Here is a 26,224-nt window from a genome sequence, read left to right as displayed (position 1 = left end):
GTCAACCGTCCCGTGGGAGCAGGTCGGTCAGTCCTCCGCCAGCAGGCGGCGCACGCGCGGCACGACCTCCTCGCCGTAGAGCCGCACCGACTCCAGGCGCTGCTCGTGCGGCAGCGCGCCGACGGAGTACTTCAGCTGGAAGCGGGAGAGCCCGAGGGTGCGCACGGCCCACGCCACCTTGGCCGCGACCGTGTCCGGCGAGCCGACGAAGAGGGCGCCCTGAGGCGAGGCCGCCTGCTCGAACTGGATCTGCGAGTACGGCGGCCAGCCGCGCTCGCGGCCCAGGCGCGTGTACATCTCGGCCTGGTGCGGGTAGAGCTGCTCGCGCGCCTCGGCGTCGGTGGCGGCGACGTGGCCCGGCGAGTGCATCCCGATGGGCAGCTCGGGGTGGCCCATCTCGGCCAGCGCGCGGCGGTGCAGGTCGGCGAGCTGCACGAACGCCGCGGGCGACCCGCCGATCACCGCGAGCACCAGCGGCATGGCGTACCTCGCCGCGCGCACCACCGACTCGGGCGTGCCGCCCACGGCGATCCAGGCGGGCAGCCGGCCGGCTGCGGTGGTCGGGTAGACCTGCTTGGCCTCGACCGGCGGACGGATCGTGCCCTGCCACGACACCGGCTGCTCGGACTGGAGCGCGGCGAAGAGGTCGAGCTTCTCGGCGAAGAGCCGGTCGTAGTCGCCGAGGTCGAGACCGAACAGCGAGAACGACTCGATGAACGAGCCGCGCCCCAGCTGCACCTCGGCGCGGCCGCCGGACACGGCGTCGAGCGTCGCGAACCGCTCGTAGACGCGGATCGGGTCGTCGCTGGAGAGGACGGTGACGCCCGTGCCGAGCCGGATCCGCTCGGTCTGCCCGGCGATCGCCGCGAGCACCACGTCGGGCGCGGAGACGGCGTAGTCGGCGCGGTGGTGCTCACCCAGGCCGATGTAGTCGACGCCGACCCGGTCGGCCAGCACGGCCTCGGCCACCACCTCGCGCAGCACCTCCGCGTGGTTGGCGGGCGCGCCGTCGAGCGGCGCGTCGCCGAAGGTGTCGAGGCCGAGCGTGGGGTGCTCGCGGGTGCCGAGGGCGTCGTAGGACTCGTCGCGGGACATGCGGTGATCCTCCCACCCCACCGTTGGTCGAGGAGGTCGCGCCGCACTGGTCGAGGAGGTCGCGCGCCCCGCAGGTCGAGGAGGTCGCGCGCCCCCGCTGGTCGAGGAGGTCGCGCGCCCCGCTGGTCGAGGAGGTCGCGCGCCCCGCTGGTCGAGGAGGTCACGCGCCCCCGCTGGTCGAGGAGGTCGAGCAGCGACCGTCACGAGACCCGGGTCTCGTGACAGGACTTCGTCCTTCCTCGACCAGCGGCTGCTCCTTCCTCGACCAGCGGCGGCGGCCGTGTCAGCGGAAGGTGAGCACGCCGTCGTCGAGGCGCGAGCGGCGCAGCTGCACCGCGTCGTAGGGGTAGTTCTGCTTGAGCCGCCACGGCGCCTCGGTGCCCTGGCGGGGCAGGAGGTGGGCGGCGCGACGGACGTACCCGGCGTCGAAGTCCATCAGCGGCGCACGACCGACCGAGTCGTCCGGCGTGGGGACCACGGTGCGCCGGCCCTCGGCGCGCATCCGCCGCAGCACCCGGACGACGTACTCCGCCACCAGGTCGGCCTTCAGCGTCCAGGACGCGTTGGTGTAGCCGATCGTGAACGCGAAGTTCGGCACCCCCGAGAGCATCATCGCGCGGTAGGCCATCGTGTCGGACGGGTCGACGACCTCGCCGTCGACGCTCAGCTCGGCGCCGCCGAAGAGGAGCAGCTCGAGCCCGGTGGCGGTGACCACGACGTCGGCGTCGAGGTGCTCGCCGGAGGACAGCTCGATGCCGGTCTCGGTGAAGGTGCGGATGGTGTCGGTGACGACGGACGCGGAGCCGTCGGAGATCGCGCGGAACAGGTCGCCGTCCGGCACCAGGCACAGCCGCTGGTCCCACGGGTCGTAGGTCGGGCGGAAGTGGGTGTCGACGTCGTAGCCCGGCGGCAGCAGCGCGACGTTGGCCTTGCGGACCAGGCGGCGCACGACGTCGGGGCGGCGTCGGCTGAGCTGGTAGAGCGCGGTGGAGGCGGCGACGTTCTTGGCCCGCACGAGCGGGTAGGCGCGCCGCTCGCCGAGCACCCTGCGGGCAGCGCGAGCGAAGCCGTCGCGCGCCGCGAGCGGGAGGACGTACGTCGGGGAGCGCTGCAGCATGGTCACGTGCGCGGCGCCGGCCGCCGCGAGCGCCGGCACCAGCGTCACCGCGGTCGCGCCGGAGCCGATCACCACGACCCGCTTCCCGGTCGTGTCGAGGTCCTCGGGCCAGTGCTGGGGGTGGACCAGCGTGCCGCCGAAGCGCTCCTCGCCCTCGAGGTGCGGGCGGTGGCCGCGGTCGTAGTCGTAGTAGCCGCTGCACGACCACAGGAAGTCCGCGGTGATCCTCCGCGGCTCGCCGTCGACCTCGGCCGTGACCGTCCACCGGGCGGTCGTGCCGTCCCAGGCGGCGCCGGTCACGTGGTGGCCGTAGCGGATGTGCTGGTCCACGCCGTACTCGGCGGCGGTGTCGCGGACGTACTGCAGGATCGAGGCGCCGTCGGCGAGCGCCTGCTCCCCGCGCCAGGGCCGGAAGCGGTAGCCGAGGGTGAACATGTCGGAGTCCGAGCGGACGCCGGGATAGCGGAACAGGTCCCACGTCCCGCCGCTCGCCGCCCGCCGCTCGAGCACGGCGTACGACGCGTCGGGGAGGTCCTTGGCGAGGTGGGCCGCGGCGCCGATGCCGGACAGCCCGGCCCCGACGATCAGCACGTCGACGTGGTCGGTCACCGCTCCAGCCTAGGCCGCCGGCCCTCGTGTTGTAACCATGAGTTACACCACGCCGGCCAGCCTGCTCAGTCCGGGATCATGTGCCGCCACGGCCGGGCGAGCGCGAAGCGGCGTCCGCTGATCTCGGAGACGTCGATCTCGACCACGTTGTACTTCAGGGTCGGCACCCACGGGCGCAGCGGCAGGTTGTCGGCCCGGTGCTCCTCGTGCTCGTCGAGCAGCCGCGCCCGACCGCGCACGATCACGCTGGTCGCCTCCTCGTCCACGAGCTCGTCGGCCTCGAAGGCGACGTCGTTGTTCATCACCACCCCGAGCAGCTTGGAGCCCTCCGCGGTCCGGAAGAGGATCGAGCGGCGGTCGGTCACGGGGTCGTGGTCCATGGCGTAGTTCACCGGGACGAGGTGCACCTCGTCGAGCAGGTGGTAGGCCATCCGGCCGAGCTCCTGGCGGCGCAGGAAGTCCCAGCACTCCTCGGTGTCCATGCGGGTCGTCGGGTCGTCCATGTCCTGACGCTAGGCCGCGGCGTGAGGGCCGCGGCAGGGCCGAACGTCCCGATCCGCCGCTGGTCGAGGAGGTCGGGCAGCGACCCTCACGAGACCCGGGCGTGCAGCTCGACGAAGCGCGCCAGCAGCCGCACCGGCTCGGTCACGACCGCCTCGCGGGCCGCCGCCTTCAGCTGCTCCTGCTCGTGCGGGAGGTAGTAGCCGTGGGCGCTGTAGGCGTCGATCCGGTCGCAGATCGCGACGGCGTCGAGCTCGGGGTGGAACTGCGTGGCGTAGACGTTGCGCCCGATGCGGAACGCGTGGACCGGGCAGGTCCGGGTCGACGCGAGGAGCACCGCACCATCGGGGAGCCGGGAGACCGCCTCCTTGTGGCCGAGGTAGGCGTCGAAGACCGGCGGCAGCGCGCCGAACAGCGGGTCCGCGACCCCCTCGGGCGTCAGCCGCACCGGGAGGGCCCCGATCGGCTCGCCCCAGGTCCGGTCGACCACGCCGCCGGCCAGGCCGCCGAGGACGCCGATGCCGTAGCAGGCGCCGAGGAACGGGAAGTCGGCCGCGACGACGCGCTCCGCGAGGCCGCGCAGCTCGGCCTCCGCGCGCCGCTGGGCGGGCGACTTGGTGTCCTCCGGGTCGGAGGCGTTGAACGGCCCGCCGCCGAGCACGATGCCCGACCAGTCGTCGAGGTCGACGTCGCCGAGCGGCCCCGCCTCGAGCCGGACGCGGACCAGCTCGTCGGGATGCAGGCCGGTGCCGGCGAGGACCGCGTCGTACTCCTGCTGCGCGACGTCGTCCTCGGCCCGGGTGCCGAGGAAGAGGAAGGGTCTCACGCCTGGACCGCCGCGCCGCTCGCCAGCAGCGCGTCGACGTCGGCGATCCCCCACGCCGCGAGCGCCTCGCGGGTGTGCTCGCCGGGGAGCGGCGGCGGCGTCGAGAGCGAGGGCGGCGTGCGGGAGAAGCGCGGCGCGGGCGCCGGCTGCGTCACGCCGTCGCGCTCGACGAAGGTGCCACGGGCGGCGAGGTGGGGGTGGCGCGGCGCGTCGGCGAGGCGTACGACGGGGGCGACGCACGCGTCGGTGCCGTCGAAGACCTCGGCCCACTCGGCCTGCGTGCGCTCCTTGAACCGGCGGGTCAGGGCCTCCCGGATCGCCGGGTGGTGGGCCGGGTCGTCGCGGTCGGGCAGGTCGACGCCGATCCGCGCGACGAGCTCGGCCCAGAACTGCGGCTCCAGGGCGCCGACGCTGACGTGCTCGCCGTCGGCCGTCTCGTAGAGGTCGTACCAGGGTGTGCCGCCGTCCAGCAGGCCCGAGCGCCGGCGGCCGGTGTCGACGCCCATCGCGGCGAACGCGGAGGCCATCGCGTTGAGGTGGGCGCTGCCGTCGACGATGGCCGCGTCGACGACCTGCCCCTGCCCGCTGCCGCGGGCCTCGAGCAGCGCGGCGAGGACCCCGATCACCAGGTAGGTCGAGCCGCCGCCGAAGTCGCCGAGCAGGTTGCTCGGGAAGTGCGGTCGCGCGGGGTCCTGGCCCAGTCCGTGGAGGACGCCGCTGGTGGCGACGTAGTTCATGTCGTGCCCGGCCGTGCGGCTCCACGGGCCGTCCTGGCCCCAGCCGGTCATGCGCGCGTAGACCAGCCGCGGGTTGCGGGCGAGGCAGTCGTCGGGACCGAGGCCGAGCCGCTCGGTCGCCCCGGGGCGCAAGCCCTCGACCAGCACGTCGGCGTCCGCGACCAGGTCGAGCACCGCGGCCACCGCGGCCGGCTGCTTGAGGTCGAGCGCCACGCTCGGGCGTCCGCGGTTGAGCAGGTCGGCGCGGCCGATGGCGAACATCCCGCCGCCGGGGCGGTCGACGCGGATCACGTCGGCGCCGAGGTCGGCGAGCAGCATGCAGGCGTGCGGTCCGGGACCGATGCCTGCGAGCTCGACCACGCGTACGCCCCGCAGCGGACCGGTCCCCTGCCCCAGCTCGTAGGTCATGCGCCGATCATGACACCGGCGCTGTCACGGTCGCGAGGCCGCGTCCAGCGCGCGGGCGAGGTCGGCGCAGAGGTCCTCGGGGTCCTCGAGCCCGATGGAGAGCCGGAGCACGTCGGCGTCGGGCTTCGCGTCCGCGGCGACGGGACGGTGGGTCAGCGCGGCGGGGTGCTGGACCAGGGAGTCGACACCGCCGAGGGAGACGGCGTGGGTGAAGAGCGAGACCGCCTCGGTGACGCGGGACGCCGCGGCGAAGTCGCCCTCGACGCGGAAGGCGAGCATCGCGCCGGGTCCGCGCATCTGGCGACCGACGAGGCCGAGCGGGTCGCACTCGGCGAGGCCGGGCCAGCGCACCTCGCGGACCGCCGGGTGGGAGGCCAGCCAGGCGGCGACCTTGCCGGCTCCGGCCTGCTGTGCGCGCACCCGCAGCGGGAGCGTGGCCAGTCCGCGGTGCAGGAGGTAGGCGCCCATCGGGTGGAGCAGGGCTCCCGTGACCGCGCGGACCCGGCGCAGGGCGCCGGCCCACTCCTCGGAGCAGGCGACGACCCCACCCATCGCGTCGCCGTGCCCGCCGAGGTACTTCGTCGCGCTGTGCAGGACGAGCGCGGCGCCGTGGTCGGCCGGGTTCTGCAGGACCGGCGTGGCGAAGGTGTTGTCGACGAGGACCGGGACCCGGCCGGCGGCGGCCACGACCGCGTCGAGGTCGACCAGGTCGAGCGTCGGGTTGGCCGGCGTCTCGAGGACGACCAGGCAGGTGTCGGGGCGGACCGTCGTCGCGACCTCCGCGGGCGTGCAGTACGTCGTCTCGACCCCGAGCATCCCGGAGGCGAGCAGGTGGTCGGTGCCGCCGTAGAGGGGGCGGACTGCGACGACGTGGCGGCCCCTGCCCTCCGCGACGGCGGCCAGGACGGCGCCGGTGACGGCGGCCATGCCGGTCGAGAAGGCCACCGCCGCCTCGGTGTGCTCGAGCCCGGCCAGCGCCTCCTCGAAGCGGGCGACGGTGGGGTTCCAGAGCCGCTGGTAGACCAGCCCGCCCTCGGTCGGGTGGCCGCCCGTCGCCATCGACTCGTACGACGCACCGCCGGCGTCGATGGTCGGCAACGGGTTGGTGGTCGACAGGTCGAGCGGGAGCGCGTGCACGCCCAGCGCGGACAGGTCGGCGCGGCCGGCGTGGACGGCGAGGGTGTCGAGGCTGGTCATGGCGCCACCGTCGTGGAATCCTCGCCAGCGGGCAACCGTCTCCGAATCAATGCTCCCCACGTGCCGTTTGCGCCGAAGATCCCGAGGACCACCTCATGACTCCTGCACCCCCATCGGCGGATCCTGCACCCCCCGATGCCCTCGACCGTCGCCTGCTGACCGAGCTCGCCGCCGACGGGCGGGTCACCAACGCGTCGCTCGCCAAGCGGCTCGGCATCGCCGAGTCGACCTGCCTGCAGCGGGTGCGGTCGCTGCGCGAACGCGGCGTCGTGCGCGGCGTGCACGCCGACATCGACCTCGCCGCCCTCGGGTACCCGATCCAGGCCGTCATCAAGGTCCGCCTCGGCAGCCACAACCGGGACCACGTGGCGAGCTTCCACCAGGTCCTCGCCCGCGTGCCGGGCGTGCTGCGGATCCTGCACGTCGGCGGCGAGGACGACTACCTGCTCCACGTCGCGGTCGCCTCCACCGCCCAGCTCCGCGACCTGGTCCTCGAGCACCTCAACGTCCACCCCGTCGTCCGGCACACCGAGACCCAGCTGGTCTTCGAGGAGATCCCCGGCGTCGGCGTGCTGTGACGCCCGCCAGCGGGCGGGAGGCGGCGTACCGGCTTTCAGCGATCCCCGGTCAGCCGGGGATCGCTGAACTTGTCGGCCCGTGCAACGCCTGACAAGTTCAGCGAAAGCCGGTCAGCCGGGGATCCTCGTGACGTGGCGCACCCCCTCTTGCAACGAGTTGCATAGGTCGGGCACGATGCCGGCATGGCCCTCGAGCACGCCCTCCTCGTCGCGCTCAGCGAGCGCCCGGCGAGCGGGCTCGAGCTGACCCGGCGCTTCGAGCGGTCGCTCGGCTTCTTCTGGCACGCCACCCACCAGCAGATCTACCGCGTGCTCGCCCGGATGGAGGCCGATGGCTGGGTCACCGTCGAGGTCGTCACCCAGGAGGGCCGCCCCGACAAGCGGGTGCACACCCCGTCGGAGACCGGGCGCCGCGTGCTCGCCGACTGGCTGGCCGAGCCGATGCCGGTCGAGGCGTTTCGCAGCGACCTGGCGGTCCGCCTGCGCGGGGCGTCGTACGGCGACCGCGCGCGCCTGCTCGACCACCTGGCCGACACCCGGGCCGACCACGCGCTCCGGCTCGCGGCCTACGAGCAGATGGAGCGCACGCAGTTCCCCGACCCGGGGTCGCTCGACGACGCCGGGCGTGACCAGTGGCTGGTGCTGCGCGGCGGCATCCGGCTGGAGCGCTTCTGGATCGACTGGATCACCGAGTACCTGCAGGCACACGCGAAGGACTGAGAGATGACGCACCCGCTCTACCCCCACCTCCTCGAGCCGCTGACGCTCGGCAGCGGCCCCGACGCGCTCACCCTGCGCAACCGCGTGGTGATGGGCTCGATGCACACCGGGCTCGAGGACCACCCCTGGGACCTCGACAAGCTCGCGGCCTTCTTCGCCGAGCGCGCCCGCGGCGGCACCGGCCTGATCATCACCGGCGGCTTCGCGCCCACCAAGCGCGGCTGGCTCAAGCCGTTCGCCTCGGAGATGACCAACCGGCTCCACGCGATCCGTCACCAGCGGGTCACCGGCGAGGTGCACGAGGCCGGCGGCGCGATCGCCCTGCAGGTGCTGCACGCCGGGCGCTACGGCTACCACCCGCTGTCGCAGAGCGCCTCGGACAAGAAGTCGCCGATCACGCCCTTCAAGCCGCACGCGATGTCGGCGAAGGAGGTCGACCACACCGCGACCGCCTTCGCCAAGAGCGTCGCCCTGGCCCGCAAGGCCGGCTACGACGCGGTCGAGATCATGGGCTCCGAGGGCTACCTCATCAACCAGTTCCTCGCCGCGCGCACCAACGACCGCGACGACGAGTGGGGCGGCTCGGCCGCGCGCCGGATGCACTTCCCGGTCGAGGTCGTACGCCGCTCGCGCGAGCTGGTCGGCGACGACTTCCCGATCGTCTACCGGATCTCGCTGCTCGACCTGGTCGAGGGCGGCCAGACCTGGGAGGAGACCGCCGAGCTCGCCCTGCACCTGCAGGCCGCCGGCGTCACCGTCTTCAACACCGGCATCGGCTGGCACGAGGCGCGGGTGCCGACGATCATCACGCAGGTCCCGCGCGCCGCGTGGCGGTCCTACACCGCGCGGCTCAAGCAGGTCGTCGACGTCCCGGTGTGCGCGTCCAACCGGATCAACACCCCCGAGCTCGCCGAGGACATCCTCGCCAGCGGCGACGCGGACCTGGTGTCGATGGCCCGCCCGCTGCTGGCCGACCCGGCGTTCGTCGCGAAGGCGATGGACGAGCGCGCCGACGAGATCAACACCTGCATCGCCTGCAACCAGGCCTGCCTCGACCACGTGTTCTCCAACGAGCGGGCGTCCTGCCTGGTCAACCCGCGTGCCTGCCACGAGACCGAGCTGGTGCTGATGCCGACGCTGCGCAAGCAGACCGTGGCCGTCGTCGGCGCTGGCCCGGCGGGGCTCGCCGCCGCGACCAGCGCGGCCGAGCGCGGCTTCGCCGTCACCCTCTTCGAGAAGTCGCCCGAGCTCGGCGGCCAGTTCCGCCTCGCGATGGCGGTCCCCGGCAAGGAGGACTTCGCCGACACCCTGCGCTACTTCACGCGCCGGCTCGAGGTCCTCGGCGTCGACGTACGCCTCTCGACCGAGGCCACCCCCGACGACCTCGCCGGTTTCGACGAGGTCGTCGTCGCCACCGGCGTGCAGCCGCGGATCCCGGACATCGCGGGCATCGACCACCCGTCCGTCGCGTCGTACGCCGACGTGCTGAGCGGCGCGGTCGTGCCCGGCAGGCGGGTCGCGGTGATCGGCGCCGGCGGCATCGGCGTCGACGTGAGCGTCTTCCTCACCCACGAGCCCGAGGACCTCGAGGACTGGATGGCCCACTGGGGCGTCGGCGACCCCTCGCTCACCGCGGGCGGGCTCACCGAGGCCAAGCCGCGCACCCCCGCCCGCGAGGTCACCCTGGTGCAGCGCAAGACCACCCCGATCGGCATCGGCCTGGGCAAGACGTCGGGCTGGGCGCACCGCGCGGTGCTCAAGCAGTCGAAGGTGACCCAGGTCAGCGGCGCGACCTACGACCGGATCGACGACGCCGGCCTGCACGTCACCGTCGACGGCCAGCCGCGCGTCATCGAGGTCGACACCGTCGTCGTCTGCGCCGGCCAGGACTCGGCCCGCAGCCTCTACGACGGCCTCGACCGTGACGCGCACCTGATCGGCGGCGCCGACGTCGCCGCCGAGCTCGACGCCAAGCGCGCGATCAAGCAGGGCACCGAGGTCGTGGCCGCGCTGTGAGGGGCGCGCTGCTCGCCGCGACCGGCCTGCGCACGCGGGCCGTGGCACGGGACGTGGACGGCCTCCCGGCCCCGGTCGGCCCGCCCAGCGGTCGGCTGCAGGTCGGTGAGCTGACCTCGCCGCTGGCCGCGACCCGACTCGCGGCCGCCACTCCGCGGCTGCTGGCCGTCCCGCGCGGCGACGGCCACCTGGTCATCGACATCCCGGGCTGGCGTGCGCCCGAGCTGACCGGCGCCCCGCTGCGGGCGTACCTCCGGCGGCTCGGCCACGACGCCCGCGGCTGGGGCTTCGGCACCAACCTGGGCGACACCGGCGCCGACATCGACCGGTTGTCGGCGCGGCTCCTCGAGCTCGTGGAGCAGACCGGCGGCCCCGCCTCGCTGGTGGGCTGGAGCCTCGGCGGCGTGATCGCCCGGGAGGTCGCGCGGCGCCACCCGGACGCCGTGCGCCGGGTCGTCACCTACGGCACGCCGGTCGTCGGCGGGCCGACCTTCACCTCCGCGGCGCGCTCCTTCGAGGCCGCGCCCGACCGCGAGGGCTGGAAGCTGGCCGAGCGGCTCGACGCCGAGTCCCCGATCAGCGTGCCCCTGACCGCGATGTACTCCCGCCGCGACGGCGTCGTGGCGTGGCAGGCCTGCCTCGACCGCAGGACGCGCGGGGCTGAGCACGTGGAGGTGCGCTCGACCCACGTCGGCATGGGCGTCGACCCCGACGTCTGGCAGGTCGTCGCCGACCGTCTCGCCCGGAGCGCCGCGCGGGCGTGACGCCGGCACGGGCTGGGAGGATCGGCTGCGTGAACCGCCGCGCCCTCGTCCGCCGTCCCGGCCCCCGCCTCGCCGACGGCCTGCTCACCCACATCGACCGGGTGCCGGTCGACCTCGACCTGGCCGGGCGCCAGTGGGAGGCCTACGTCGCCGCCCTGCAGGCCGAGGGCTGGGAGACCATCGAGGTCCCGCCCGAGCCCGACTGCCCGGACGCGGTCTTCGTCGAGGACACCGTCGTGATGTACGCCGACCTCGCCGTCATCACCCGCCCTGGCGCCGACGAGCGCAAGCCCGAGACCGCCGGCACCGATCAGGTCCTGCGCGACCTCGGCTTCCGGATCGCCCACATCGAGGCGCCCGGCACCCTCGACGGTGGCGACGTGCTCAAGCACGACGGCACCGTGTGGGTCGGCCTCGGCGGGCGCACCAACCAGTCCGGCATCGACCAGCTCGCCGCCCACCTCGCGCCGCTGGGCGCCGAGGTCGTCGCGGTCCCGCTGACCAAGGCGCTGCACCTCAAGTCGGCGGTCACCGCGCTGCCCGACGGCACCGTCGTCGGCTGGGACCCGGTCGTCGACGACCCGGGCACGTGGACGTCGTACCTCGGGGTCCCGGAGGAGCCGGGCGCGCACGTCGTGCTGCTCGACGACTCGACGGTCCTGATGTCGTCGGCGGCGCCCCGCACCCGCGCGCTCTACGAGGAGCGCGGGCTGAGGGTCGTCGCGGTCGACGTCAGCGAGTACGAGAAGCTCGAGGGCTGCGTGACCTGCCTGTCGGTGCGCCTCCGCTGAGCCGGCCGCGAGCGGATTCGCAACAGTGGAGTGGTGCGCCCGACCTACGGGACGCCGGCTCCACTGTCGGCGAGCGGCGCGCCAGGTCGGCGGGCTGACGATGTCGAGTACCCGCCCGCGGCTCCGACCCCGGTGCACAGAGACAGGGAGGATCCACCCATGGGACACATCAAGCGCTTCGACCACGTGGGCGTCACCGTCCGCGACCTCGACCGGGCGACCGAGTTCTTCGTCGCCCTTGGCATGACCGTCCAGGGACGCGCCTTCGTCGAGGGCGACTTCATCGACGACGTCTGCGCGATCCCCGGGTCGCGCACGGAGATCGTGATGCTCGGCTGCCCGGGCGGCGGCAGCTCGGTCGAGCTCTCCAGCTTCGTGCGCCCCGCGATGGTCGAGGGCTCGCCCGACGCGATGGCCAACGAGCTCGGGCTGCGCAGCCTCGGCTTCGAGGTCGACGACATCGAGGCGGCCGTCGCCGCGGCGGCGGCGATGGGCTACGGGCTGGTCGGGAAGGTCGGCGAGTACGAGGAGACCTGGCGCCAGGCCTACGTCCGCGGGCCCGAGGGGATCATCGCCTCGGTGGCGCAGCGGGTCGGGTGACCACGGCGACGGTGGAGCGTGGGGCCGCTAGGTCGGGCCCGGCGCTCCACCGTCGGAGCGTTCAGCCCAGCGGCGGCAGCGTGACGACCTGCCCGGCGTAGGACAGGCCGGCGCCGAAGGCGATCAGCAGCGCGGTGTCACCGACCGCGGCCTCCTCCTTGCGCAGCATCGCCTCGATCGCCAGCGGGACCGAGGCGGCGGAGGTGTTGCCGGAGTCGACGACGTCGGTGCCGATCGCGACCGACTCGGGCAGCCCGATGTTCTTGGCCAGCGTCTGGGTGATGCGCAGGTTGGCCTGGTGGGGCACGAACGCGTCGAGGTCGTCGAGGCCGACGCCGGCGAGCTCGAGGGCCTGGTGGGCGACCTTGGCCATCGCGAACGGCGCCCACCGGAAGACCGCGGTGCCCTCCATCTGCACGACCGGGTGGTCGGCGTCGGTGTGCGCGCGGGTGCCCATGCAGCTCGGGGTCTGGGTGATCACGTGCGCCTGGGAGCCGTCGGAGCCCCACGCGGTGGGGCCGATGCCCGGGGCGTCGGACGGTCCGACGACGACCGCGCCGGCGCCGTCGGCGAAGATGAAGGCGGTGCCGCGGTCGGTGGGGTCCATGAAGCGGCTGAGCTGCTCGACCCCGATGACCAGCACGTGGGTCTCGGCGCCCGAGCGCACCATGGACGCGGCGAGGTTGAGCGCGTGGCAGAAGCCCGCGCAGCCGGCCGAGATGTCTAACGCGGCGGCGGTCGACCCCAGCGCGGTGGCGACCTGGGGCGCCGACGCCGGGGTGTGCTCCGGGTGGGTCGAGGTGGCGACGATGACGCAGCCGAGCTGGTCGGCGTCCACCCCGGCGGCGTCCAGCGCCTTGCGGGCCGCCGACACCGACATGCCGATCAGCGTCTCGTCCTCACCGGCGAAGCGCCGCGTGCGGATCCCCGAGCGGGTCTGGATCCACTCGTCGGAGGAGTCGAGGACCTCGCAGATCTCCTCGTTGGTCACGACCCGCTCGGGCCGGTGGACACCGAGCCCCAGCATCGCGGCGTGGGTCATCTCGACGGGCTGCTCGATCCTCATGGGGCGAGCATAGGCATCGGGCTACGACGCTCCCAGACCGCCGGCCGGCTCGGTCTCCGGCATCGGCGGCTCCGGGGTCTTCCCGGGCTCGACCGGGTTGACGTCCGGGTCGCCGGACGGGACGACGTCGGGCTCGGGCAGCGGCTCCTGCGGTGTGGTGACCATGACCCATGGCTACGCCCCCGGACCGACCGGTCACAAGAGCGCGCACACCCGCAGCGGTGGGGTCCGCGCCGCTAGGTTGGCGGCGTGCCCACCACCCCCTCCCGCGCCGCACGCCTCGGCGCGCTCGCCTTCCTGCTGCGACCGACGTACGTCCTCACCGAGGTGGTGACCGCGGCCGCGACGCGCGGCGGCTACAGCTTCGTCTCCGACTCCGTCAGCAAGCTCGGCGAGGTCGGCTGCACGGCCGACTACTGCTCGCCGCGGCACGCGGTGATGAACGGCTCGTTCGTCGGCTACGGCGTGCTGCTCGCGGGCGGAGCGGCGCTGCTCGCCCGGCCGCTGGGTCCGTGGGTGACCGGGCTGCTGGTCGTCTCGGGCGTGAGCTCGGTCGCGACGGGGATGGCACCGCTCGACCAGGACGCCACGCTTCACGCGCTCGCCGCGACGCCGCTCTTCGTCGGCCAGCCGCTCGCCCTGCTCGCGCTCGGCCACCGGCTGCGCCACGAGCGCCCGGCGCTCGCGAAGGGCCTGCTGGCGACCGGGATCGTGACCGGCGCGGCCGCAGTCGGCTTCATCCTGTCCGGCGACGAGCAGGCCGCCGGCGCGCTCGAGCGGCTGGCGCTGTGGCCGGTGCTCGGCGGCCTCGCGGCGTTCGCCTGGCCGTACGCCCGCGCGCGCTGAGGGTCAGCGGGGCCGGCGCCGCTCCTGCACCTTCTGCACCGCGGCGCGGATCTTCGCCTGGTTGTGCGGCTTGCGGGCCTCGTCGTAGACCTTCTTCGCGATGCCCAGCGCTGCGACCTTCTTGCCCATGCCCATGCCACCACCCTGCCAGCGCGGGACAACACGGGTGGGACCCATCCGCGACGCAGGGTCACCCCGAAGACCAGGCAGTCGACGTCGCGCGGGGACAGCGCCACCCGTCCAAGCCCCGCGCGGCGTCGCACGGCGTGTGCCCACCTCGTCCACAGGTCCGGTTCGCCCTTGTTTGCGGGTCGGGCGTGGGGGAACGCTTCTCCTGACCAGGGAGGTGCGACGCCATGATCGTGGTGATGAGACCGGACGCCGTGCGGGCCGGGTGGGCCCACGCCGACAACGCCGCCGCCGAGCTCCGCTCGGCGCAGGGACAGGTGCCCGACGCGGCCGGCCACGACCTGGCCGACCTCGCGGCCACGCTGGCCGACGCCGCCGCCGACCTCGACGGCGTGCTGCGCGTGGCGCTCGGGGTGCTCGAGGAGCACCACGGGGGCGTCGAGGACTGCATCCGCGACTTCCTCACCACCGACGGCACCTCGGCAGGAGAGTTCCATGGGCTTGCTCGATGACACGGTCGCCCGGCTGAGGGACGTCCTGGCCACCGTCGAGGACATCGACCTCTGGCCTCCCTGGGACGCCGCCCAGACCATCGTCGACGCCGTCGGCCGGGCGGTCGCGATCCTCACCGAGCCGCCCGCGCCCGAGCCCGGCGACCTGACCGACGCCGCCGCTGCCTGGCGTCGGGCGGCGACCTCGGTCGAGGCCGGCTGCGACGACCTCACCACGACCCGCGACGCCGTCGACACCACCGTCTGGGACGGCACGTCCGGCGATGCGTTCCGCTCCTCGGTCGGCCGGCTCCGCACCCGGACCGCGACGGTGCCGCCCGCGGCCCGGGAGGTCGCGGCCGTCCTCGACCGGCTGGCCGCGGACATGACCGCGGCCCGCACCCGCCACCGCGAGGCCGACGACCTGCTCCGCGACAACCTCCAGCTGTCCTGGGGCGACCTGTGGCCGTGGGAGCTCGTCGACTTCCTCCGCGGCGTCGTCGCGGGCGTCGTCCACGCCCTCACCGAGGCGATCGGCGCCTACCAGGACGCCGTCGACGCGGTGGCCGTCGCGAAGGCCGCCGTCGTCGCGGCGATGGACGAGGTCGACCTCCCCGACCACCTCCCGGCCGGGGTCAGCCCGGTGTCGGTCGTCAACGGCTGGGAGGACGAGGACGGTCCGCTGTCGGGCCGCCAGCTCGCCGACTACGACGCCGCCTTCGCCGACCTGTCGCCCGCCGAGCAGCAGGCGGTGCGCGACGCCCTCGCCGGCGCCCGCAGCGACGCCGAGCGGGCGTGGATCATCGCCGGGGTCGCGTCCGGGCTCTCCGGGATGGCGCTCGCCAACTACGTCGCGCGGCTGCGCACGCTCAGCCCGGCCCAGCTCGACGACCTCGACCCGCCCACCGACGGAAGCTACTCCCAGCCCGACCAGACCACGTGCGGGTCCTCCAGCCTGGTGATGTCGCGGATGCTCAACGACCCGGCGTACGCCCTGTGGATGGAGACCGGCTACGACGCCGCGACCGGGACGACCGACCCGCGCACGCCCGAGCAGCGCTTCGCCGACGAGTCGCTCGCCATGCACGACCGCACCAACGCGCTGCACGACCGTGACGGCGACCTCCAGTTCCCCTGGCCGGAGGCGGCCGGCACCCAGCCGTGGGCCGTCGCCGCCGAGATGTCGAGCGAGGGCGGCAGCGGGGTGCCCGGCCAGGACTACGAGGTGCAGACCGTGTCGCCCTCCGACCGCGGCGAGACCTACGACCGGATCGCCGCCTCGGTCGAGGGCGGCAGCACCGTCCCGCTCTACGTCGGTGACACCACCCGGCCCGGGCACGTCGTGCTGGTCACCGGGAGCGACGGCGACTCGCTCACGATCTTCGACCCCGCCTCCGGACGTGAGCAGACGATCCCGCGCGACGACTTCACGAGCGGCGACCTGGGGGTCTCGGGATGGGACGAACCGTGGTTCGCGGTCACGCCCTCGTCGTGACGCTCCTGGCCGCCCCGGCGCTGGCGGGCTGCAGCAGCGGCCCGCAGGTCGTCTCCGACCGCAGCGACCTCGACGCGGCGGTGGCGGTGTGGACCGACCCGTGGGTCGCGCCGACGTCCGCGACGGTCGCCGGACCCGCGCTGGGCAGCGACGGGCAGGTGACACGGGTCGTGGGGCGCCGCTCGACGACGTACGCCTCCGGGGTGGAGGACGCCGCACGCGCCGAGCTCGACCTCGCGGCCGGGGCCGGGTGGCGACCGACGTCGAGCACGTGCGGCACCACCGTCCAGGTCGCGCTGGTCGGCCCGGACGACGCGCTCGCGCAGCTCGTCGTCGCCCCCGACGCCGGCAGCGCGACCGCCGCGCTGCAGGTCGTCGTGCCCCACCACCTCGACACCGGGTGGCGGGCGCCCGCCCCCGTCGCGGACACGTGCCTCGACGCACGCGGCACCGGCTTCGTCCCGCCGCCCCTCCAGTCGTCGCCGATCGGCGAGGACGAGGCCGACGACGTCGAGGACGCCGCGGCCGGGTGGCCCGACGGCGACACCGACGGGGGCGCCGTCGAGGCGGCCGCCGCCGACCCCGCGCTGGTCGGGCTCGGCCTGCGGGTGACCGCCCCGCGCCTCGAGGCGGGCGTCAACCGCCGCCGCGCCCCGGCGGCGCAGTCGAGCGTCACCGCGCGCTCCCTGCCCCGGCTCGCGCGACGGCTCCCCGGGTGGGACCTGACCTACGCCGCGTGCGGGGCCGGCGGGCCGGTGCGCGCGACGTTCGTCGGGGACGTCGACGGATCGCCCGCCGTGGTCTCGGCGTCGCTCGCGGACGGCGACGCGCTGGTGCGGGTGGTGCTGCCGGCGACCGGCGCCCCCGAGCCCGGCTGGCTCGACGACCTGGAGACGCTCGACCCCGCCACGACGTGCGCCGGACCCGACGACGGGCGCCTCGAGGAGCACGGCACGCCCGCGGTCCTGCCCGACGCCCTGACCCGGGTGGTCGACTAGACCTCCGCGCCGCGCTCGCGCACGTGGGCGGTCCAGGACGCGCCGTTCCACCAGCGCTCGCGGCGGCCGTCGGCGGTGACGTACCAGCCCTCGGCGAGCGAGCCGGGCGGCAGGCCCTCCGCGCCGGTCAGCACGTCGGGGGCGGTCGCACCCGACCGGACGTCCTGGTCGGGCCGGCCCGCGGGGGCGCCGACGGGCGCCGACGGCGTGATCGGGGCCAGGGTGATCGGTGCGAGGGTGATCGGAGCGGGGGTGATCGCGGCCGGCGTGATCGTGACGGGGGCGACCGGCGGGGCTGCCGGGACTGCCTCGGGCGGGACCGGCGGCGCGGCCGGCGCGGCCAGCGCGGCCGGAGCGGCCGGCGCCGTCGGCACCGGTGGAGCGGTCGGCGTGCTCGCAGCAGCCGGCGCCGACGGAGGGGCCGACGGGGTGGGAGCCGCGGGGTCCTGCGCCGCGCGGGCCTTGATGCCCATCGCCCGCGACAGGACGTTGCCGAGGGGCCCGCTCACCTCGACGTGGATCCCGGGCTCGACGTCCGGTGCGGCGCGGGCGATCTCCTCGCGCAGGTGCGGCGGCAGCTGGGCGTAGACCTCGGCGGCCTCGCGCATCACCTCGTCCATGCTGCGGCCGCCGGGGACGACCATCTCGGCGGCCAGCCGCTGGAACCGCTCGGCGACCTCGGGCGGCAGGTCGGGTGCCTCGCGCCGGCCGACGAACCCGGTGCCGGGCGCGGGCTGGCCGGCCGTGCGTCCCGCGGCCGTCGAGACGTTGCGCAGCCACGTGAACACCACGACGATCCCGATGACGACCGCCACGCTGCGGAACGCGCCGCCGGAGCCGACCGCGAGGATCGCGAGCACGACCAGGATGAACCACGGGAAGGTGGTGCTGTTCTTCCTGGTCGACATCCGTCCTCCTGCTGCTGTCGCTACCGGTGCCGGTCAAGGGTGCGGCACGACCGGCCGCGCTGTCCTGCGTACGGCACAATCCTCGCCGTGACCCGGATCTCGATCGCCGGCCTCGGCTACGTCGGCCTCTCCATGGCCGTCCTGCTCGCCCGCCACCACTCCGTCGTCGGCCTCGACCTCGACGCCGACCGCGTGGAGCGGCTGCGCCGCGGGGAGAGCCCGATCCACGACGACGACATCTCGCGGTTCCTCGCCGAGGAGGACCTCGACCTCGTCCTCACCACCGACCCCGAGGAGGCGCACGCCGGGGCGGACTTCGTGGTGATCGCGACGCCGACCAACTACGACCCGGTCACCAACTACTTCGACACCTCGTCGATCGAGGCCGTCGTGCGCGACGTCGCCCGGATCAACCCGTCCGCGACGATGGTCATCAAGTCGACGGTCCCCGTCGGCTACGTCGAGGAGGTCCGGGGCCGGCTCGGCACCGACCGGGTGATCTTCTCGCCGGAGTTCCTGCGCGAGGGCAAGGCGCTGCACGACAACCTCTTCCCCGCCCGCATCGTCGTCGGCGAGGACTCCGAGCGGGCCCGGGCGTTCGCCGCGCTGCTCGTCGAGGGCGCCGAGGCCGACGACGTGCCGGTGCTGTTCACCGAGCCGACCGAGGCCGAGGCGATCAAGCTCTTCGCCAACACCTACCTCGCGATGCGGGTGGCGTTCTTCAACGAGCTCGACTCCTTCGCGCTCTCACGCGGCCTCGACTCGCGCCAGATCATCGACGGCGTCGGGCTCGACCCGCGCATCGGCACCCACTACAACAACCCGTCCTTCGGCTACGGCGGCTACTGCCTGCCCAAGGACACCAAGCAGCTGCTGGCCAACTACACCGACGTCCCGCAGACGCTGATCTCCGCGATCGTCGACGCCAACACCACCCGCAAGGACTTCATCGCCTTCGACATCCTCGACCGCGCGCCGCGGGTCGTCGGCATCCACCGGCTGATCATGAAGTCGGGGTCGGACAACTTCCGCGAGTCGTCCGTGCAGGGGATCATGAAGCGGATCAAGGCCAAGGGCATCGAGGTCGTGGTCTACGAGCCGGAGCTCGGCGAGGACCACTGGTTCGGCTCCGAGGTGCTCGACGACCTGGCCGCGTTCAAGGAGCGCGCCGACCTGATCGTCGCCAACCGGATGGTCGACGAGCTCCGCGACGTCGCCGACAAGGTCTACACCCGCGACCTCTTCGGCGCCGACTGAGCCGGACGGCTCGCTCCGCTCGCGGTGGCCCCGGCCCCGTTGGTCGAGGAGGTCGCGCAGCGACCGTCACGAGACCCCGCACCACCACCCGCCCGTCCGACCGACCAGGTCTCGCGACAGGACTTCGTCCTTCCTCGACCAACGAAGGCAGTGGGCCTACCGTCGGCGGCCGAAGAGCCCGCGCTTCTCCGTGCCCGCCGACGCATCGGACGCGGACCCGGATGCCTGCTGGTCCGGCTCGGGGAGCGGGTGGACGGCGGCGCCCTCCTCGGCCTTCCGCAGGGCCTTGTGCAGCCGGTTCTCCGACTTGTCGGGGTCCATCGGCGGGCGGGCGCCGAGGGTGAATCGCTCGACCACGCGGTCGGCAACGGGCACCCAGCCGACGGACGTGGCGTCGTAGGTCTTCACCCCGAACGACTCGTCGAGCAGGGCCTCGCGGTCGTCACCGTCACCGGCGAGCCGGGCGACCCGCGCGAGGGCGGCGGTGCGCTCGAGGCGCGCGACGGCACCCGAGCCGTACGTCAGCAGGCGGGCGCCGTGGTGGGTGCGCTCGAGGTCGTCGAGCAGCGCCGCGAGCGTGGCCGGCAGCGGCGCCATCGAGACATCGGGGAGCGTCAGCAGGAACTCTGCGTCGGAGGTGGCAGGCGCCTGCTCGACCAGCCGCACCCGCGGCTCGTAGAGGTAGGACCGGTGCACCAGCCGGGTCTCCAGCACCGGGTCCTCGACCGGCTGGACGCGGTCCTCGTGCACGCTCGACCACGGCCCGACGACGGTGACCCGGAGGTCGGGCACGTCGCCGTCGAGCAACGAGTCGACGAGGTGGATCGTCTCGTCGGCGGGACCGGCCTCGAGCACGACCTCGAGGTAGGGCACCTGGTAGGCACGGCCGCGCTTGCTGCGCTTGGGCCGCATGGTCGGCACGAGGTCGGCGAGGTAGGGGTCGTTGTAGCGGTTGACCTGCTCGGCGCGACGCAGCACCTGCGAGCGCCCGAGGTGCCAGCTGCGCGCCTCGCGGTCGACGACGAAGACGCCGCCGGCCTGCGCGAGCGAGTGGCCGAGGTGCATGTCCTCGCCGAGGCGCAGCGTGCGGTCGAAGCCGTCGGAGTCGAGGTAGAGCGCCTTCGTCACCGAGCCGGTCATGCCGATGTGGTAGCGCTGGGCGCGCGGCCCGGCGGTGCGCAGGTCGTCGGTCTTGGCCCAGTAGTCCTCGACCCACTGGTGCGGCTCGTGCTCCTGGCCGGGGAACAGGTCGACGGCCTCGCCGGCGGCCACCCGGTCGCGCACGACGGCGGGGTCGACCTCGAGCAGCGTGGTCGGGTCGACGAAGCGCTTGTGGCCGCCCGGCACCGCGTAGTCGACGAGGTGGTGCCAGCGGGCGTGCGCCTCGACCTCCTCGCGGTAGGCCAGCATGTCGGCGTCGTACCAGTGCAGCACGTCGCCGTCGGCGGCCAGCGCCCCGAGGTGGCAGGCGTTGGCACGCCCCCAGCCCTCCTCGACGCGCAGGATCCGGGTGTTGTCGGGGCGCACCTCGGGCAGCTCCTGCGCGGGGCTGCTCTGGTCGTCGACGACGAGCACCTCGAGCAGGTGGGAGGGGTACGACTGCGCGGCGAGGCCGGCGAGGACGTAGGGCAGCGTGTGCTGGTAGTTGAAGGTCGGCACCACGACGGTGACGGCGAGCGTGGGCTCCCACGCGCCGAGCGTCGCGGGCGTCAGCGTGCCCCAGTCGTTGTGGCGCACCACCGGTTGCCGGGCCATCTCCGCTACTCCCCCTCGATCGTGGCGACCCCGTCCGGGCGGTCGACCGGGTCGACCTCCAGCGCACGGCTCGGTCGGAAACCCTTCCACTCCTCGGCCACGATGTCAGGTCGACGGAACTCCTCGTCGTCGCGCTGCCAGGTGTGTCCGGCCCCGGTGCGGCGCAGGACGTAGCCGAGCCCGTGGGTGCGGTAGATCCGGCCGCCGGCGGCCTCGACCCCGGCGAGGAGCTGGGCGTCGACGAACTTCCGGACCCGGCGGAAGTCGCCGAGCGAGCCGAGCGTGCCGCGGTCGAGCAGCAGCGTGCCCCCGGCGACGAAGCGGGCGAACAGCTCGGAGGGGTGGTTGCGCCGGACGGTGAGGTCCTCGCGCTCGGCGTTGGCGTGGAGGTAGACGTACTCCGACGGCATCCCGACCACGTCGGCGCCGGAGAACCGGCGGGCCATCGCGAGGTCGTGGACGGCGTCGGGCGAGTACCAGTCGTCGTCGTCGACCTTGAGCAGCACCTCGCTCGACGCGGCGTGGGCGGCCGCGGTCAGCACGTCGCCGAAGAACGTCGCGTCGTCGAAGGTCAGCACCTGGTGGGGCCGGTCGCCGAGGGCACGGCGCACGGCGTCGCGGTCGGGCTCGAAGCCGTGGGCGGCGAGCACCAGCTCGACCTCGGCGCCGCGCTGGCGCGCGACCTGGCGCAGCGCGAAGTCGAGCATCTGCGGGCGCTTGGTGGCGAGCAGCGCGCTGACCGGCGGCAGCCCGGTGTGGCGCACGCCGGCGCGGGCCGCCAGCGCCGAGCGCCAGGCCAGCGTCGAGTGGTGATCGAAGGCCGCGCGGCGCACGGCGAGGCTGTGCTCCTCGCGGGCCAGCGCGTCGTCGAGGTCGACCTCGGCGGTCAGCGCGTCGACGAGCGGGGCCGCGAGACCCAGCTCGACCGCCTGCGCGCGGTCGACGCCGACGAGCGGCACGCCGGCCGCGGCGAGGGCGAGCAGGTCGGGCGCGCGGGTGTCGGCCGAGGGGCGTACGCCCTGATGGGCGCGGGCGGCGTCGACCACCGCCTCGGTCACCGCACCGCGGCCGAGGGCGGACAGGTCGGCGACGGGCGCGTCCCAGTCCTTGCGGAAGCCGATCGGGTTGAAGACCCGCTCGTCGACCGGGTCGGGACCCGGGTCGGTGACGACGGTCGGGGCGCGGTCGATCACGTGGTGGGCGGCCACCGGGCCGCCCCGGCGGGCGACGACCACGTCCGGCGGCACGTCGCGCTCGGCGTCGCCGGCGCCGGCCACGTCGGGCAGCAGCACGCTGCGGGCGTCGAGGCCGGGCGCGGCGGGACGGCCGGCGTAGGCCACCACGAGGCCGCCGTGGGTGGTGTCGCCGGGGCCGGCGGCCTGCCGGGCCATCTCCATCACGACGAGCTGGGCGCGCGCGCCCGAGGCGAAGCGCAGGACGGTGAGCACGCCGCGCTCACCGGCCTCGCGGGCGGCGAGGTGGGTCAGCCGCGGCCACTCCGGTCGCGGCACGACGACCCAGGGGGTCGGGGTGTCGGTGAGCCAGCAGGCGACGACGCGGCACTGGCCGAGCAGCGGCACGGCGCTCGCCATCCGACGCAGCCGCGCGCGGTCGGCGGCCACCACGAGCACCGAGCCCCAGCCCTTGAGCGGGCCGTCGAGCTCGGCCAGGGTCACCACGCGCGCCTCGATCCCGGGGACGTCCTCGATGCCGTGCAGCGCGTCGAGCGCCAGGCCGTCGGCGTCGTCGACCAGCACGAGCGTCGGACCGGGCATCCGGACGTCGTGGAGCGGGTGCGGGGCGGTGGGTGCGGGGGTCACGGGCGTACGCGCTCCTTGAGCGAGGAGGGCAGCGAGTGCTGCACGAGCGGTCGGGGCTGGCGCCAGAGCCAGTCGCGGCTGACGTGGTCGATGACGTGGACGCCGGGCGGCGCGACGACCTTGACGAGGCCGCCGAGCTCCTCGGCCCGGCCGGTGCGGATCGCCTCGTCGACCTCGAACTCGCGCAGCTTGCGGTAGAGCCGGGTGTTGGTGAAGTCGACGCCCTCGGTGCGCCAGTGGGCGTACTCGTCGGCGTCGAGCCACTTCACCTCGAGCACGAGCCCCTGCTGGAGGACGATCCGCTCGACGCCGGGCGGGAACTCGCGCAGCTCCCAGTCGAAGGCCTTCACGAACGTGAAATCCGGGCCCATCGGGTAGACCCACGGCTCGAGGAAGCGCAGCGACAGGTCGAGCCAGCCGGTGGACTCGTCGACGACCGTGAGCGGGTGGCGCGGCATCGCGACGATCGCGCGGGTCGACTGGAGCTGCCAGGCGAGGTCGCGCAGGATCCCGGCGCCCTCGGGGGTCAGCACCATGTCGCCGTCCCACTTCATCGAGTACGTGGTGCGGACGTGGGAGAAGCACCAGTTGTAGAAGTGGGTGAGCGAGTGGACGCTCGTCGCCGGCGTGGCGAGGTGCTCGCCGCCGGCGCGCGACACGCGGTGCGGGTAGTCGAAGACGGTGATCCGGTCGGCGGCGCCGCACTCGGCAGCCACGCGGCGCGCGACGTCGGCGGTGCCGTCGTCGGAGCCGTTGTCGACGAGCAGGACGTGCTGGACCGCGGACAGGATCGGCGGCAGCACCCACGGCAGGTTGCGCGCCTCGTTGCGCACCCGGAACACGCAGGTCAGGCCGGGCTCGAGCGGCTCGCCGGCCGTCCAGGGCCAGGTGACGTCGTAGTCGGGCAGTCCTTCGAGCGAGGCGATGTCGGGCATCAGGAGGGTCGCTCCCGACCCATCGCCCGGCGCAGCTTCTGGCGTGCCGCCGGCGGCACCATCGCCCGGACGGCGTGCGGCACCCGGTCGGCGCCGGAGCGCGCCGGAGCAGCCTCGGCCGCGGCCTGGCGCCGGGCCTCGGCGGCGGCGGTGCGGCGCTGGGCGACGACGGTGGAGTGGGCGAACGCCTCGGCCTCGGCGTACTGCGCGGCATAGGCCGTGCGCAGCTCGTCGCAGCGGCGGCGGGCCTCGTCGGTGTCGTCGGCGGCGACGTCCTCGAGCGCCTGCCACGTGGCGTCGGCGAGCTCGCGCAGCCGGTCGGGGACGCCGATGTCGTCCCAGGTCGCGGTGACCCGGCGCAGGCTGGGATCGATGAAGCGGTGGACATCGGCGATGTCGACGGCCATCGCGGTCTTCACACCGGCGAGGTCGAACGCCTCCCCCAGCGCGAACACCGGCTGGGTCCAGTCGTCGAGCAGCGCGCCGTAGTGGACGAACGCGCGCTGCTGGTCGCGGGTGGCCCGCTCGGTGTGGAGCATCATGTTGACCCACGCGGCGGTGCGGGTGATGGCGCCCTGGTCGGACCCGGCACCCATCTGCCCGTAGTAGGCCTGCTTGGAGCCGACCACCTCGGTGACCGGGCGCAGCATCGTGACGTAGGACGACGTGGCACCGCAGCGGTCGGCCGCCGCGCGCCACAGGCCGAGGAACCACGCGGCGCGCGGGTCCTTGACGACCAGCTCGTCGCTGATCGCGAACTGCTCCTCCAGCCAGGCGGTCACCCGCTCGCGGGTGGCGTGGTCGCCGCTCGTGGTGCCGGTGTCGAGCCAGGCGCGCGGGCGGGCGTCGGAGACCTGCACGTTGCTGCGCTGGAGCAGCTCGGCGTGCAGGTCGACCACCCAGCGCGGCTCCCCGAACCCCTTGGGGTTGGTGGCGTCGGCGACGACCTCGGGCTGCGGGACGTGCAGGCCGAGCGTGCGCAGCGTGCCGGCCATGGTGCTCGTGCCACTGCGGCCCGAGCCGACGACGAACACGATGCGGCGGCTGCTCATGCCGGGGAGCCTATCGGCGCGGGGTCAGGTCGCCGGCAAGCCCCGCCTCGCGCGCGCCCGCCGGGCAGGTCGATGGTGGAGCGTCGGGCCCGACCTACCGGCCAGAGGCTCCACCTTCGCCACGCGTACGGCGTGAGCTCACAGGTGCTGGGGCTGCGCCTTGATCAGGTCGGCGTACCACTGGAACGACTTCTTCGGGGTCCGCACCAGGGTCTCGTAGTCGACGTGGACGAGGCCGAAGCGCTGGGTGTAGCCCTCGGCCCACTCGAAGTTGTCCATCAACGACCAGCAGTAGTAGCCGCGGACGTCGACGCCGCGGACGATCGCCTCGGAGACGGCGTTGACGTGGGCGCGGAGGTAGTCGATGCGGGCCTGGTCGTCGACGACGCCGTGCTCGTCGGGTCCGACGGCATAGCTGGCGCCCGACTCGGTGATGATGATCGGCGGCAGCGCGGCGCGGAAGCGGGCGCGGAACATGACCAGCCACTCGCGCAGCGCGTCGGGCACGATCGGCCAGCCGAAGTCGGTCGTCGGGTAGCCCACGACCTCCCGGAAGTCGAAGGGGATCTCGGAGTCCTCGTCAGCGGCGGCGATCCGCATCGGGTTGTAGTAGTTGACGCCATAGAAGTCGAGCGGCTGGCGGATCGTGGCGAGGTCGCCGTCCTGCATGAACTCCTCGAAGAGGGGCATCAGGTCGACGGGGTAGCGACCGAGCAGCATCGGCTCGAGGAAGGTGCCGTTCCACAGCGCGTCGAAGATCTTGCTCATCCCGACGTCGGCCGGGTCGTCGCTCGCCGGCCAGATCGGCGCGTGGTTGTTCGCGCAGCCGATCGACTGCGCGCCCGCCCGGCGCAGCTCGATGGCCGCGCGGCCGTGCGCCATCAGCAGGTGGTGGGCGGCCGGGAGGCAGTCGAAGAGCAGCGCCTTGCCGGGGGCGTGGGTGCCCATGCCGTAGCCGAGGATCGAGGCGACGTTGGGCTCGTTGACCGGCACCCAGTGCTCGACGCGGTCGGCGAGCTTGTCGCCCACGATCGCGGCGTAGTCGGCGAAGCGGTCGACGGTCGCGCGGTTCAGCCAGCCGCCGTCGTCCTCGAGGGCCTGCGGCAGGTCCCAGTGGTAGAGCGTGGCCATCGGCTGCTGGCCGTGGGCGAGCAGGGTGTCGACGAGGCGGTCGTAGAACGCGAGGCCCTCGGCGTTGACCTTCCCGCTCCCGGTCGGCTGGACGCGGGGCCACGCGATCGAGAAGCGGTAGCCGCCGGTGCCGAGCTGCTGCATGAGCGCCACGTCCTCGTCGACGCGGTGGTAGTGGTCGCAGGCCACGTCGCCGGTGCTGCCGTCGGCGACCCGGCCGGGCTCGGCGGTGAAGGTGTCCCAGATGCTCGGCCCCCGGCCGCCCTCGCGCGCGGCGCCCTCGATCTGGTAGCTGGCCGTGCTGGTCCCGAAGCGGAAGCCGGGCGGCAGCAGGGGGAAGTCTGCGGGGGAGGACACAACGGCGAAGATATCGGCCCGACGC

General features: G+C 74.1%; 26 protein-coding genes. 11 read left to right on the top strand and 15 right to left on the bottom strand.

The features are described from left to right. Nucleotides 1-27: 27 nt before the first annotated feature. The 6 genes from KDN32_RS21860 to KDN32_RS21835 all read right to left on the bottom strand — a co-directional run bounded on the left by KDN32_RS21860 (nucleotide 28) and on the right by KDN32_RS21835 (nucleotide 6,490). Nucleotides 28-1,095, bottom strand: coding sequence for an LLM class flavin-dependent oxidoreductase (locus KDN32_RS21860; RefSeq protein WP_211734833.1), 1,068 nt, complete (start codon nucleotides 1,093-1,095; stop codon nucleotides 28-30). 283 nt (nucleotides 1,096-1,378) lie between these two features. Beyond that, nucleotides 1,379-2,821, bottom strand: a complete 1,443-nt coding sequence (locus KDN32_RS21855) for a flavin-containing monooxygenase (RefSeq protein ID WP_211734831.1) — start codon at nucleotides 2,819-2,821, stop codon at nucleotides 1,379-1,381. Nucleotides 2,822-2,886: 65 nt separating this feature from the next. After that, nucleotides 2,887-3,324: a pyridoxamine 5'-phosphate oxidase family protein gene (locus KDN32_RS21850; RefSeq protein ID WP_211734829.1), complete on the bottom strand. Its 438-nt coding sequence runs from the start codon at nucleotides 3,322-3,324 to the stop codon at nucleotides 2,887-2,889. A gap of 86 nt (nucleotides 3,325-3,410) precedes the next feature. Then, nucleotides 3,411-4,148 carry a glutamine amidotransferase gene (locus KDN32_RS21845; RefSeq protein WP_211734827.1) on the bottom strand — a complete coding sequence of 246 codons (738 nt, stop codon included), beginning with the start codon at nucleotides 4,146-4,148 and terminating at the stop codon, nucleotides 3,411-3,413. Beyond that, a complete protein-coding gene (locus tag KDN32_RS21840) occupies nucleotides 4,145-5,293 on the bottom strand; it encodes a CaiB/BaiF CoA transferase family protein (RefSeq protein ID WP_283093593.1) in 1,149 nt (382 codons plus the stop codon). Before KDN32_RS21840 ends, KDN32_RS21845 begins: the two co-directional genes overlap by 4 nt. A gap of 24 nt (nucleotides 5,294-5,317) precedes the next feature. Next, nucleotides 5,318-6,490 (bottom strand): trans-sulfuration enzyme family protein, encoded by a 1,173-nt coding sequence (locus KDN32_RS21835; RefSeq protein ID WP_211734825.1) that lies wholly within the window; start codon nucleotides 6,488-6,490, stop codon nucleotides 5,318-5,320. Nucleotides 6,491-6,585: 95 nt separating this feature from the next. On the opposite strand from KDN32_RS21835, the gene KDN32_RS21830 reads away from it, so the two are divergent. From KDN32_RS21830 to KDN32_RS21805, 6 genes are all read left to right on the top strand, one after another. Continuing rightward, entirely contained in the window at nucleotides 6,586-7,068 is a 483-nt protein-coding gene (locus tag KDN32_RS21830) for an Lrp/AsnC family transcriptional regulator (RefSeq protein WP_211734824.1), read from the top strand. Nucleotides 7,069-7,251: 183 nt separating this feature from the next. Further along, nucleotides 7,252-7,788 (top strand): PadR family transcriptional regulator, encoded by a 537-nt coding sequence (locus tag KDN32_RS21825; protein WP_211734822.1) that lies wholly within the window; start codon nucleotides 7,252-7,254, stop codon nucleotides 7,786-7,788. A 3-nt stretch (nucleotides 7,789-7,791) separates the two neighbouring features. Then, nucleotides 7,792-9,804, top strand: a complete 2,013-nt coding sequence (locus tag KDN32_RS21820; protein WP_211734820.1) for an NADPH-dependent 2,4-dienoyl-CoA reductase — start codon at nucleotides 7,792-7,794, stop codon at nucleotides 9,802-9,804. 53 nt (nucleotides 9,805-9,857) lie between these two features. Further along, on the top strand, nucleotides 9,858-10,568 hold the full coding sequence (locus KDN32_RS21815) for an alpha/beta fold hydrolase (RefSeq protein ID WP_211734818.1): 711 nt from the start codon (nucleotides 9,858-9,860) through the stop codon (nucleotides 10,566-10,568). A gap of 29 nt (nucleotides 10,569-10,597) precedes the next feature. After that, nucleotides 10,598-11,359 (top strand): dimethylargininase, encoded by a 762-nt coding sequence (gene ddaH / locus KDN32_RS21810; protein ID WP_211734816.1) that lies wholly within the window; start codon nucleotides 10,598-10,600, stop codon nucleotides 11,357-11,359. Nucleotides 11,360-11,518: 159 nt separating this feature from the next. Beyond that, a complete protein-coding gene (locus KDN32_RS21805; RefSeq protein WP_211734814.1) occupies nucleotides 11,519-11,959 on the top strand; it encodes a VOC family protein in 441 nt (146 codons plus the stop codon). A gap of 61 nt (nucleotides 11,960-12,020) precedes the next feature. Here KDN32_RS21805 and KDN32_RS21800 read toward each other — a convergent pair whose 3' ends face one another. Together KDN32_RS21800 and KDN32_RS21795 are read right to left on the bottom strand one after the other, a co-directional pair. Beyond that, nucleotides 12,021-13,025: a beta-ketoacyl-ACP synthase III gene (locus KDN32_RS21800; RefSeq protein WP_211734812.1), complete on the bottom strand. Its 1,005-nt coding sequence runs from the start codon at nucleotides 13,023-13,025 to the stop codon at nucleotides 12,021-12,023. Nucleotides 13,026-13,046: 21 nt separating this feature from the next. Then, nucleotides 13,047-13,190: a hypothetical protein gene (locus tag KDN32_RS21795; protein WP_211734810.1), complete on the bottom strand. Its 144-nt coding sequence runs from the start codon at nucleotides 13,188-13,190 to the stop codon at nucleotides 13,047-13,049. An 84-nt stretch (nucleotides 13,191-13,274) separates the two neighbouring features. On the opposite strand from KDN32_RS21795, the gene KDN32_RS21790 reads away from it, so the two are divergent. After that, complete coding sequence (locus tag KDN32_RS21790) at nucleotides 13,275-13,871, top strand: DUF998 domain-containing protein (protein WP_211734808.1); 597 nt, start codon at nucleotides 13,275-13,277, stop codon at nucleotides 13,869-13,871. Between the two features lie 3 nt (nucleotides 13,872-13,874). Here KDN32_RS21790 and KDN32_RS23085 read toward each other — a convergent pair whose 3' ends face one another. Continuing rightward, a complete protein-coding gene (locus tag KDN32_RS23085) occupies nucleotides 13,875-14,006 on the bottom strand; it encodes a hypothetical protein (protein ID WP_283093592.1) in 132 nt (43 codons plus the stop codon). 233 nt (nucleotides 14,007-14,239) lie between these two features. Between KDN32_RS23085 and KDN32_RS21785 the strand changes: the two genes are divergently transcribed. The 3 genes from KDN32_RS21785 to KDN32_RS21775 are packed head-to-tail and all read left to right on the top strand — an operon-like array spanning nucleotide 14,240 to nucleotide 16,984. Next, complete coding sequence (locus KDN32_RS21785) at nucleotides 14,240-14,512, top strand: hypothetical protein (protein ID WP_211734806.1); 273 nt, start codon at nucleotides 14,240-14,242, stop codon at nucleotides 14,510-14,512. Next, the gene (locus KDN32_RS21780; RefSeq protein ID WP_211734804.1) at nucleotides 14,496-15,986 is read left to right on the top strand and encodes a WXG100-like domain-containing protein; all 1,491 of its coding nucleotides are present in this window, start codon (nucleotides 14,496-14,498) and stop codon (nucleotides 15,984-15,986) included. Before KDN32_RS21785 ends, KDN32_RS21780 begins: the two co-directional genes overlap by 17 nt. Next, nucleotides 15,983-16,984, top strand: a complete 1,002-nt coding sequence (locus KDN32_RS21775) for a hypothetical protein (protein WP_211734802.1) — start codon at nucleotides 15,983-15,985, stop codon at nucleotides 16,982-16,984. The genes KDN32_RS21780 and KDN32_RS21775 overlap by 4 nt, the downstream gene beginning before the upstream one ends. Here KDN32_RS21775 and KDN32_RS21770 read toward each other — a convergent pair. Next, entirely contained in the window at nucleotides 16,981-17,892 is a 912-nt protein-coding gene (locus tag KDN32_RS21770; protein ID WP_211734800.1) for a DUF2510 domain-containing protein, read from the bottom strand. The genes KDN32_RS21775 and KDN32_RS21770 overlap by 4 nt on opposite strands. Nucleotides 17,893-17,979: 87 nt before the next feature. Here KDN32_RS21770 and KDN32_RS21765 point away from each other — a divergent pair, with 87 nt between their 5' ends. Then, nucleotides 17,980-19,149, top strand: a complete 1,170-nt coding sequence (locus KDN32_RS21765) for a nucleotide sugar dehydrogenase (RefSeq protein ID WP_307854283.1) — start codon at nucleotides 17,980-17,982, stop codon at nucleotides 19,147-19,149. Nucleotides 19,150-19,305: 156 nt separating this feature from the next. Here the strand turns inward: KDN32_RS21765 and KDN32_RS21760 are convergent, their stop codons facing one another. The 5 genes from KDN32_RS21760 to KDN32_RS21740 all read right to left on the bottom strand — a co-directional run bounded on the left by KDN32_RS21760 (nucleotide 19,306) and on the right by KDN32_RS21740 (nucleotide 26,199). Continuing rightward, nucleotides 19,306-20,904 carry a glycosyltransferase family 2 protein gene (locus KDN32_RS21760; RefSeq protein WP_211734798.1) on the bottom strand — a complete coding sequence of 533 codons (1,599 nt, stop codon included), beginning with the start codon at nucleotides 20,902-20,904 and terminating at the stop codon, nucleotides 19,306-19,308. Between the two features lie 5 nt (nucleotides 20,905-20,909). Beyond that, complete coding sequence (locus KDN32_RS21755; RefSeq protein ID WP_211734796.1) at nucleotides 20,910-22,724, bottom strand: glycosyltransferase family 2 protein; 1,815 nt, start codon at nucleotides 22,722-22,724, stop codon at nucleotides 20,910-20,912. Continuing rightward, nucleotides 22,721-23,659, bottom strand: a complete 939-nt coding sequence (locus KDN32_RS21750) for a glycosyltransferase family protein (protein WP_211734794.1) — start codon at nucleotides 23,657-23,659, stop codon at nucleotides 22,721-22,723. Before KDN32_RS21750 ends, KDN32_RS21755 begins: the two co-directional genes overlap by 4 nt. Continuing rightward, on the bottom strand, nucleotides 23,659-24,711 hold the full coding sequence (locus KDN32_RS21745; protein ID WP_211734793.1) for a sulfotransferase family protein: 1,053 nt from the start codon (nucleotides 24,709-24,711) through the stop codon (nucleotides 23,659-23,661). Before KDN32_RS21745 ends, KDN32_RS21750 begins: the two co-directional genes overlap by 1 nt. Before the next feature lie 138 nt (nucleotides 24,712-24,849). Next, nucleotides 24,850-26,199 carry a GH1 family beta-glucosidase gene (locus KDN32_RS21740; RefSeq protein WP_211734791.1) on the bottom strand — a complete coding sequence of 450 codons (1,350 nt, stop codon included), beginning with the start codon at nucleotides 26,197-26,199 and terminating at the stop codon, nucleotides 24,850-24,852. Between the last annotated feature and the right edge of the window lie 25 nt (nucleotides 26,200-26,224).

This window comes from Nocardioides palaemonis (genome assembly GCF_018275325.1).
Taxonomy (GTDB): Bacteria; Actinomycetota; Actinomycetes; order Propionibacteriales; family Nocardioidaceae; genus Nocardioides; species Nocardioides palaemonis.
This window is presented reverse-complemented; position numbering and strand designations above follow the sequence as displayed.

Excerpts from the sequence above, each read along its gene's own strand:
- KDN32_RS21785 (WP_211734806.1), top strand. The coding sequence starts at position 14,240 with ATGAGACCGGACGCCGTGCGGGCCGGGTGGGCCCACGCCGACAACGCC.
- KDN32_RS21835 (WP_211734825.1), bottom strand. The coding sequence starts at position 6,490 with ATGACCAGCCTCGACACCCTCGCCGTCCACGCCGGCCGCGCCGACCTG.
- KDN32_RS21800 (WP_211734812.1), bottom strand. The coding sequence starts at position 13,025 with ATGAGGATCGAGCAGCCCGTCGAGATGACCCACGCCGCGATGCTGGGG.
- KDN32_RS21825 (WP_211734822.1), top strand. The coding sequence starts at position 7,252 with ATGGCCCTCGAGCACGCCCTCCTCGTCGCGCTCAGCGAGCGCCCGGCG.
- KDN32_RS21745 (WP_211734793.1), bottom strand. The coding sequence starts at position 24,711 with ATGAGCAGCCGCCGCATCGTGTTCGTCGTCGGCTCGGGCCGCAGTGGC.
- KDN32_RS21805 (WP_211734814.1), top strand. The coding sequence starts at position 11,519 with ATGGGACACATCAAGCGCTTCGACCACGTGGGCGTCACCGTCCGCGAC.
- KDN32_RS23085 (WP_283093592.1), bottom strand. The coding sequence starts at position 14,006 with ATGGGCATGGGCAAGAAGGTCGCAGCGCTGGGCATCGCGAAGAAGGTC.
- KDN32_RS21830 (WP_211734824.1), top strand. The coding sequence starts at position 6,586 with ATGACTCCTGCACCCCCATCGGCGGATCCTGCACCCCCCGATGCCCTC.
- KDN32_RS21760 (WP_211734798.1), bottom strand. The coding sequence starts at position 20,904 with ATGGCCCGGCAACCGGTGGTGCGCCACAACGACTGGGGCACGCTGACG.
- KDN32_RS21860 (WP_211734833.1), bottom strand. The coding sequence starts at position 1,095 with ATGTCCCGCGACGAGTCCTACGACGCCCTCGGCACCCGCGAGCACCCC.
- KDN32_RS21750 (WP_211734794.1), bottom strand. The coding sequence starts at position 23,659 with ATGCCCGACATCGCCTCGCTCGAAGGACTGCCCGACTACGACGTCACC.
- KDN32_RS21840 (WP_283093593.1), bottom strand. The coding sequence starts at position 5,293 with ATGACCTACGAGCTGGGGCAGGGGACCGGTCCGCTGCGGGGCGTACGC.
- KDN32_RS21770 (WP_211734800.1), bottom strand. The coding sequence starts at position 17,892 with ATGTCGACCAGGAAGAACAGCACCACCTTCCCGTGGTTCATCCTGGTC.
- KDN32_RS21795 (WP_211734810.1), bottom strand. The coding sequence starts at position 13,190 with ATGGTCACCACACCGCAGGAGCCGCTGCCCGAGCCCGACGTCGTCCCG.
- KDN32_RS21820 (WP_211734820.1), top strand. The coding sequence starts at position 7,792 with ATGACGCACCCGCTCTACCCCCACCTCCTCGAGCCGCTGACGCTCGGC.
- KDN32_RS21850 (WP_211734829.1), bottom strand. The coding sequence starts at position 3,324 with ATGGACGACCCGACGACCCGCATGGACACCGAGGAGTGCTGGGACTTC.
- KDN32_RS21780 (WP_211734804.1), top strand. The coding sequence starts at position 14,496 with ATGGGCTTGCTCGATGACACGGTCGCCCGGCTGAGGGACGTCCTGGCC.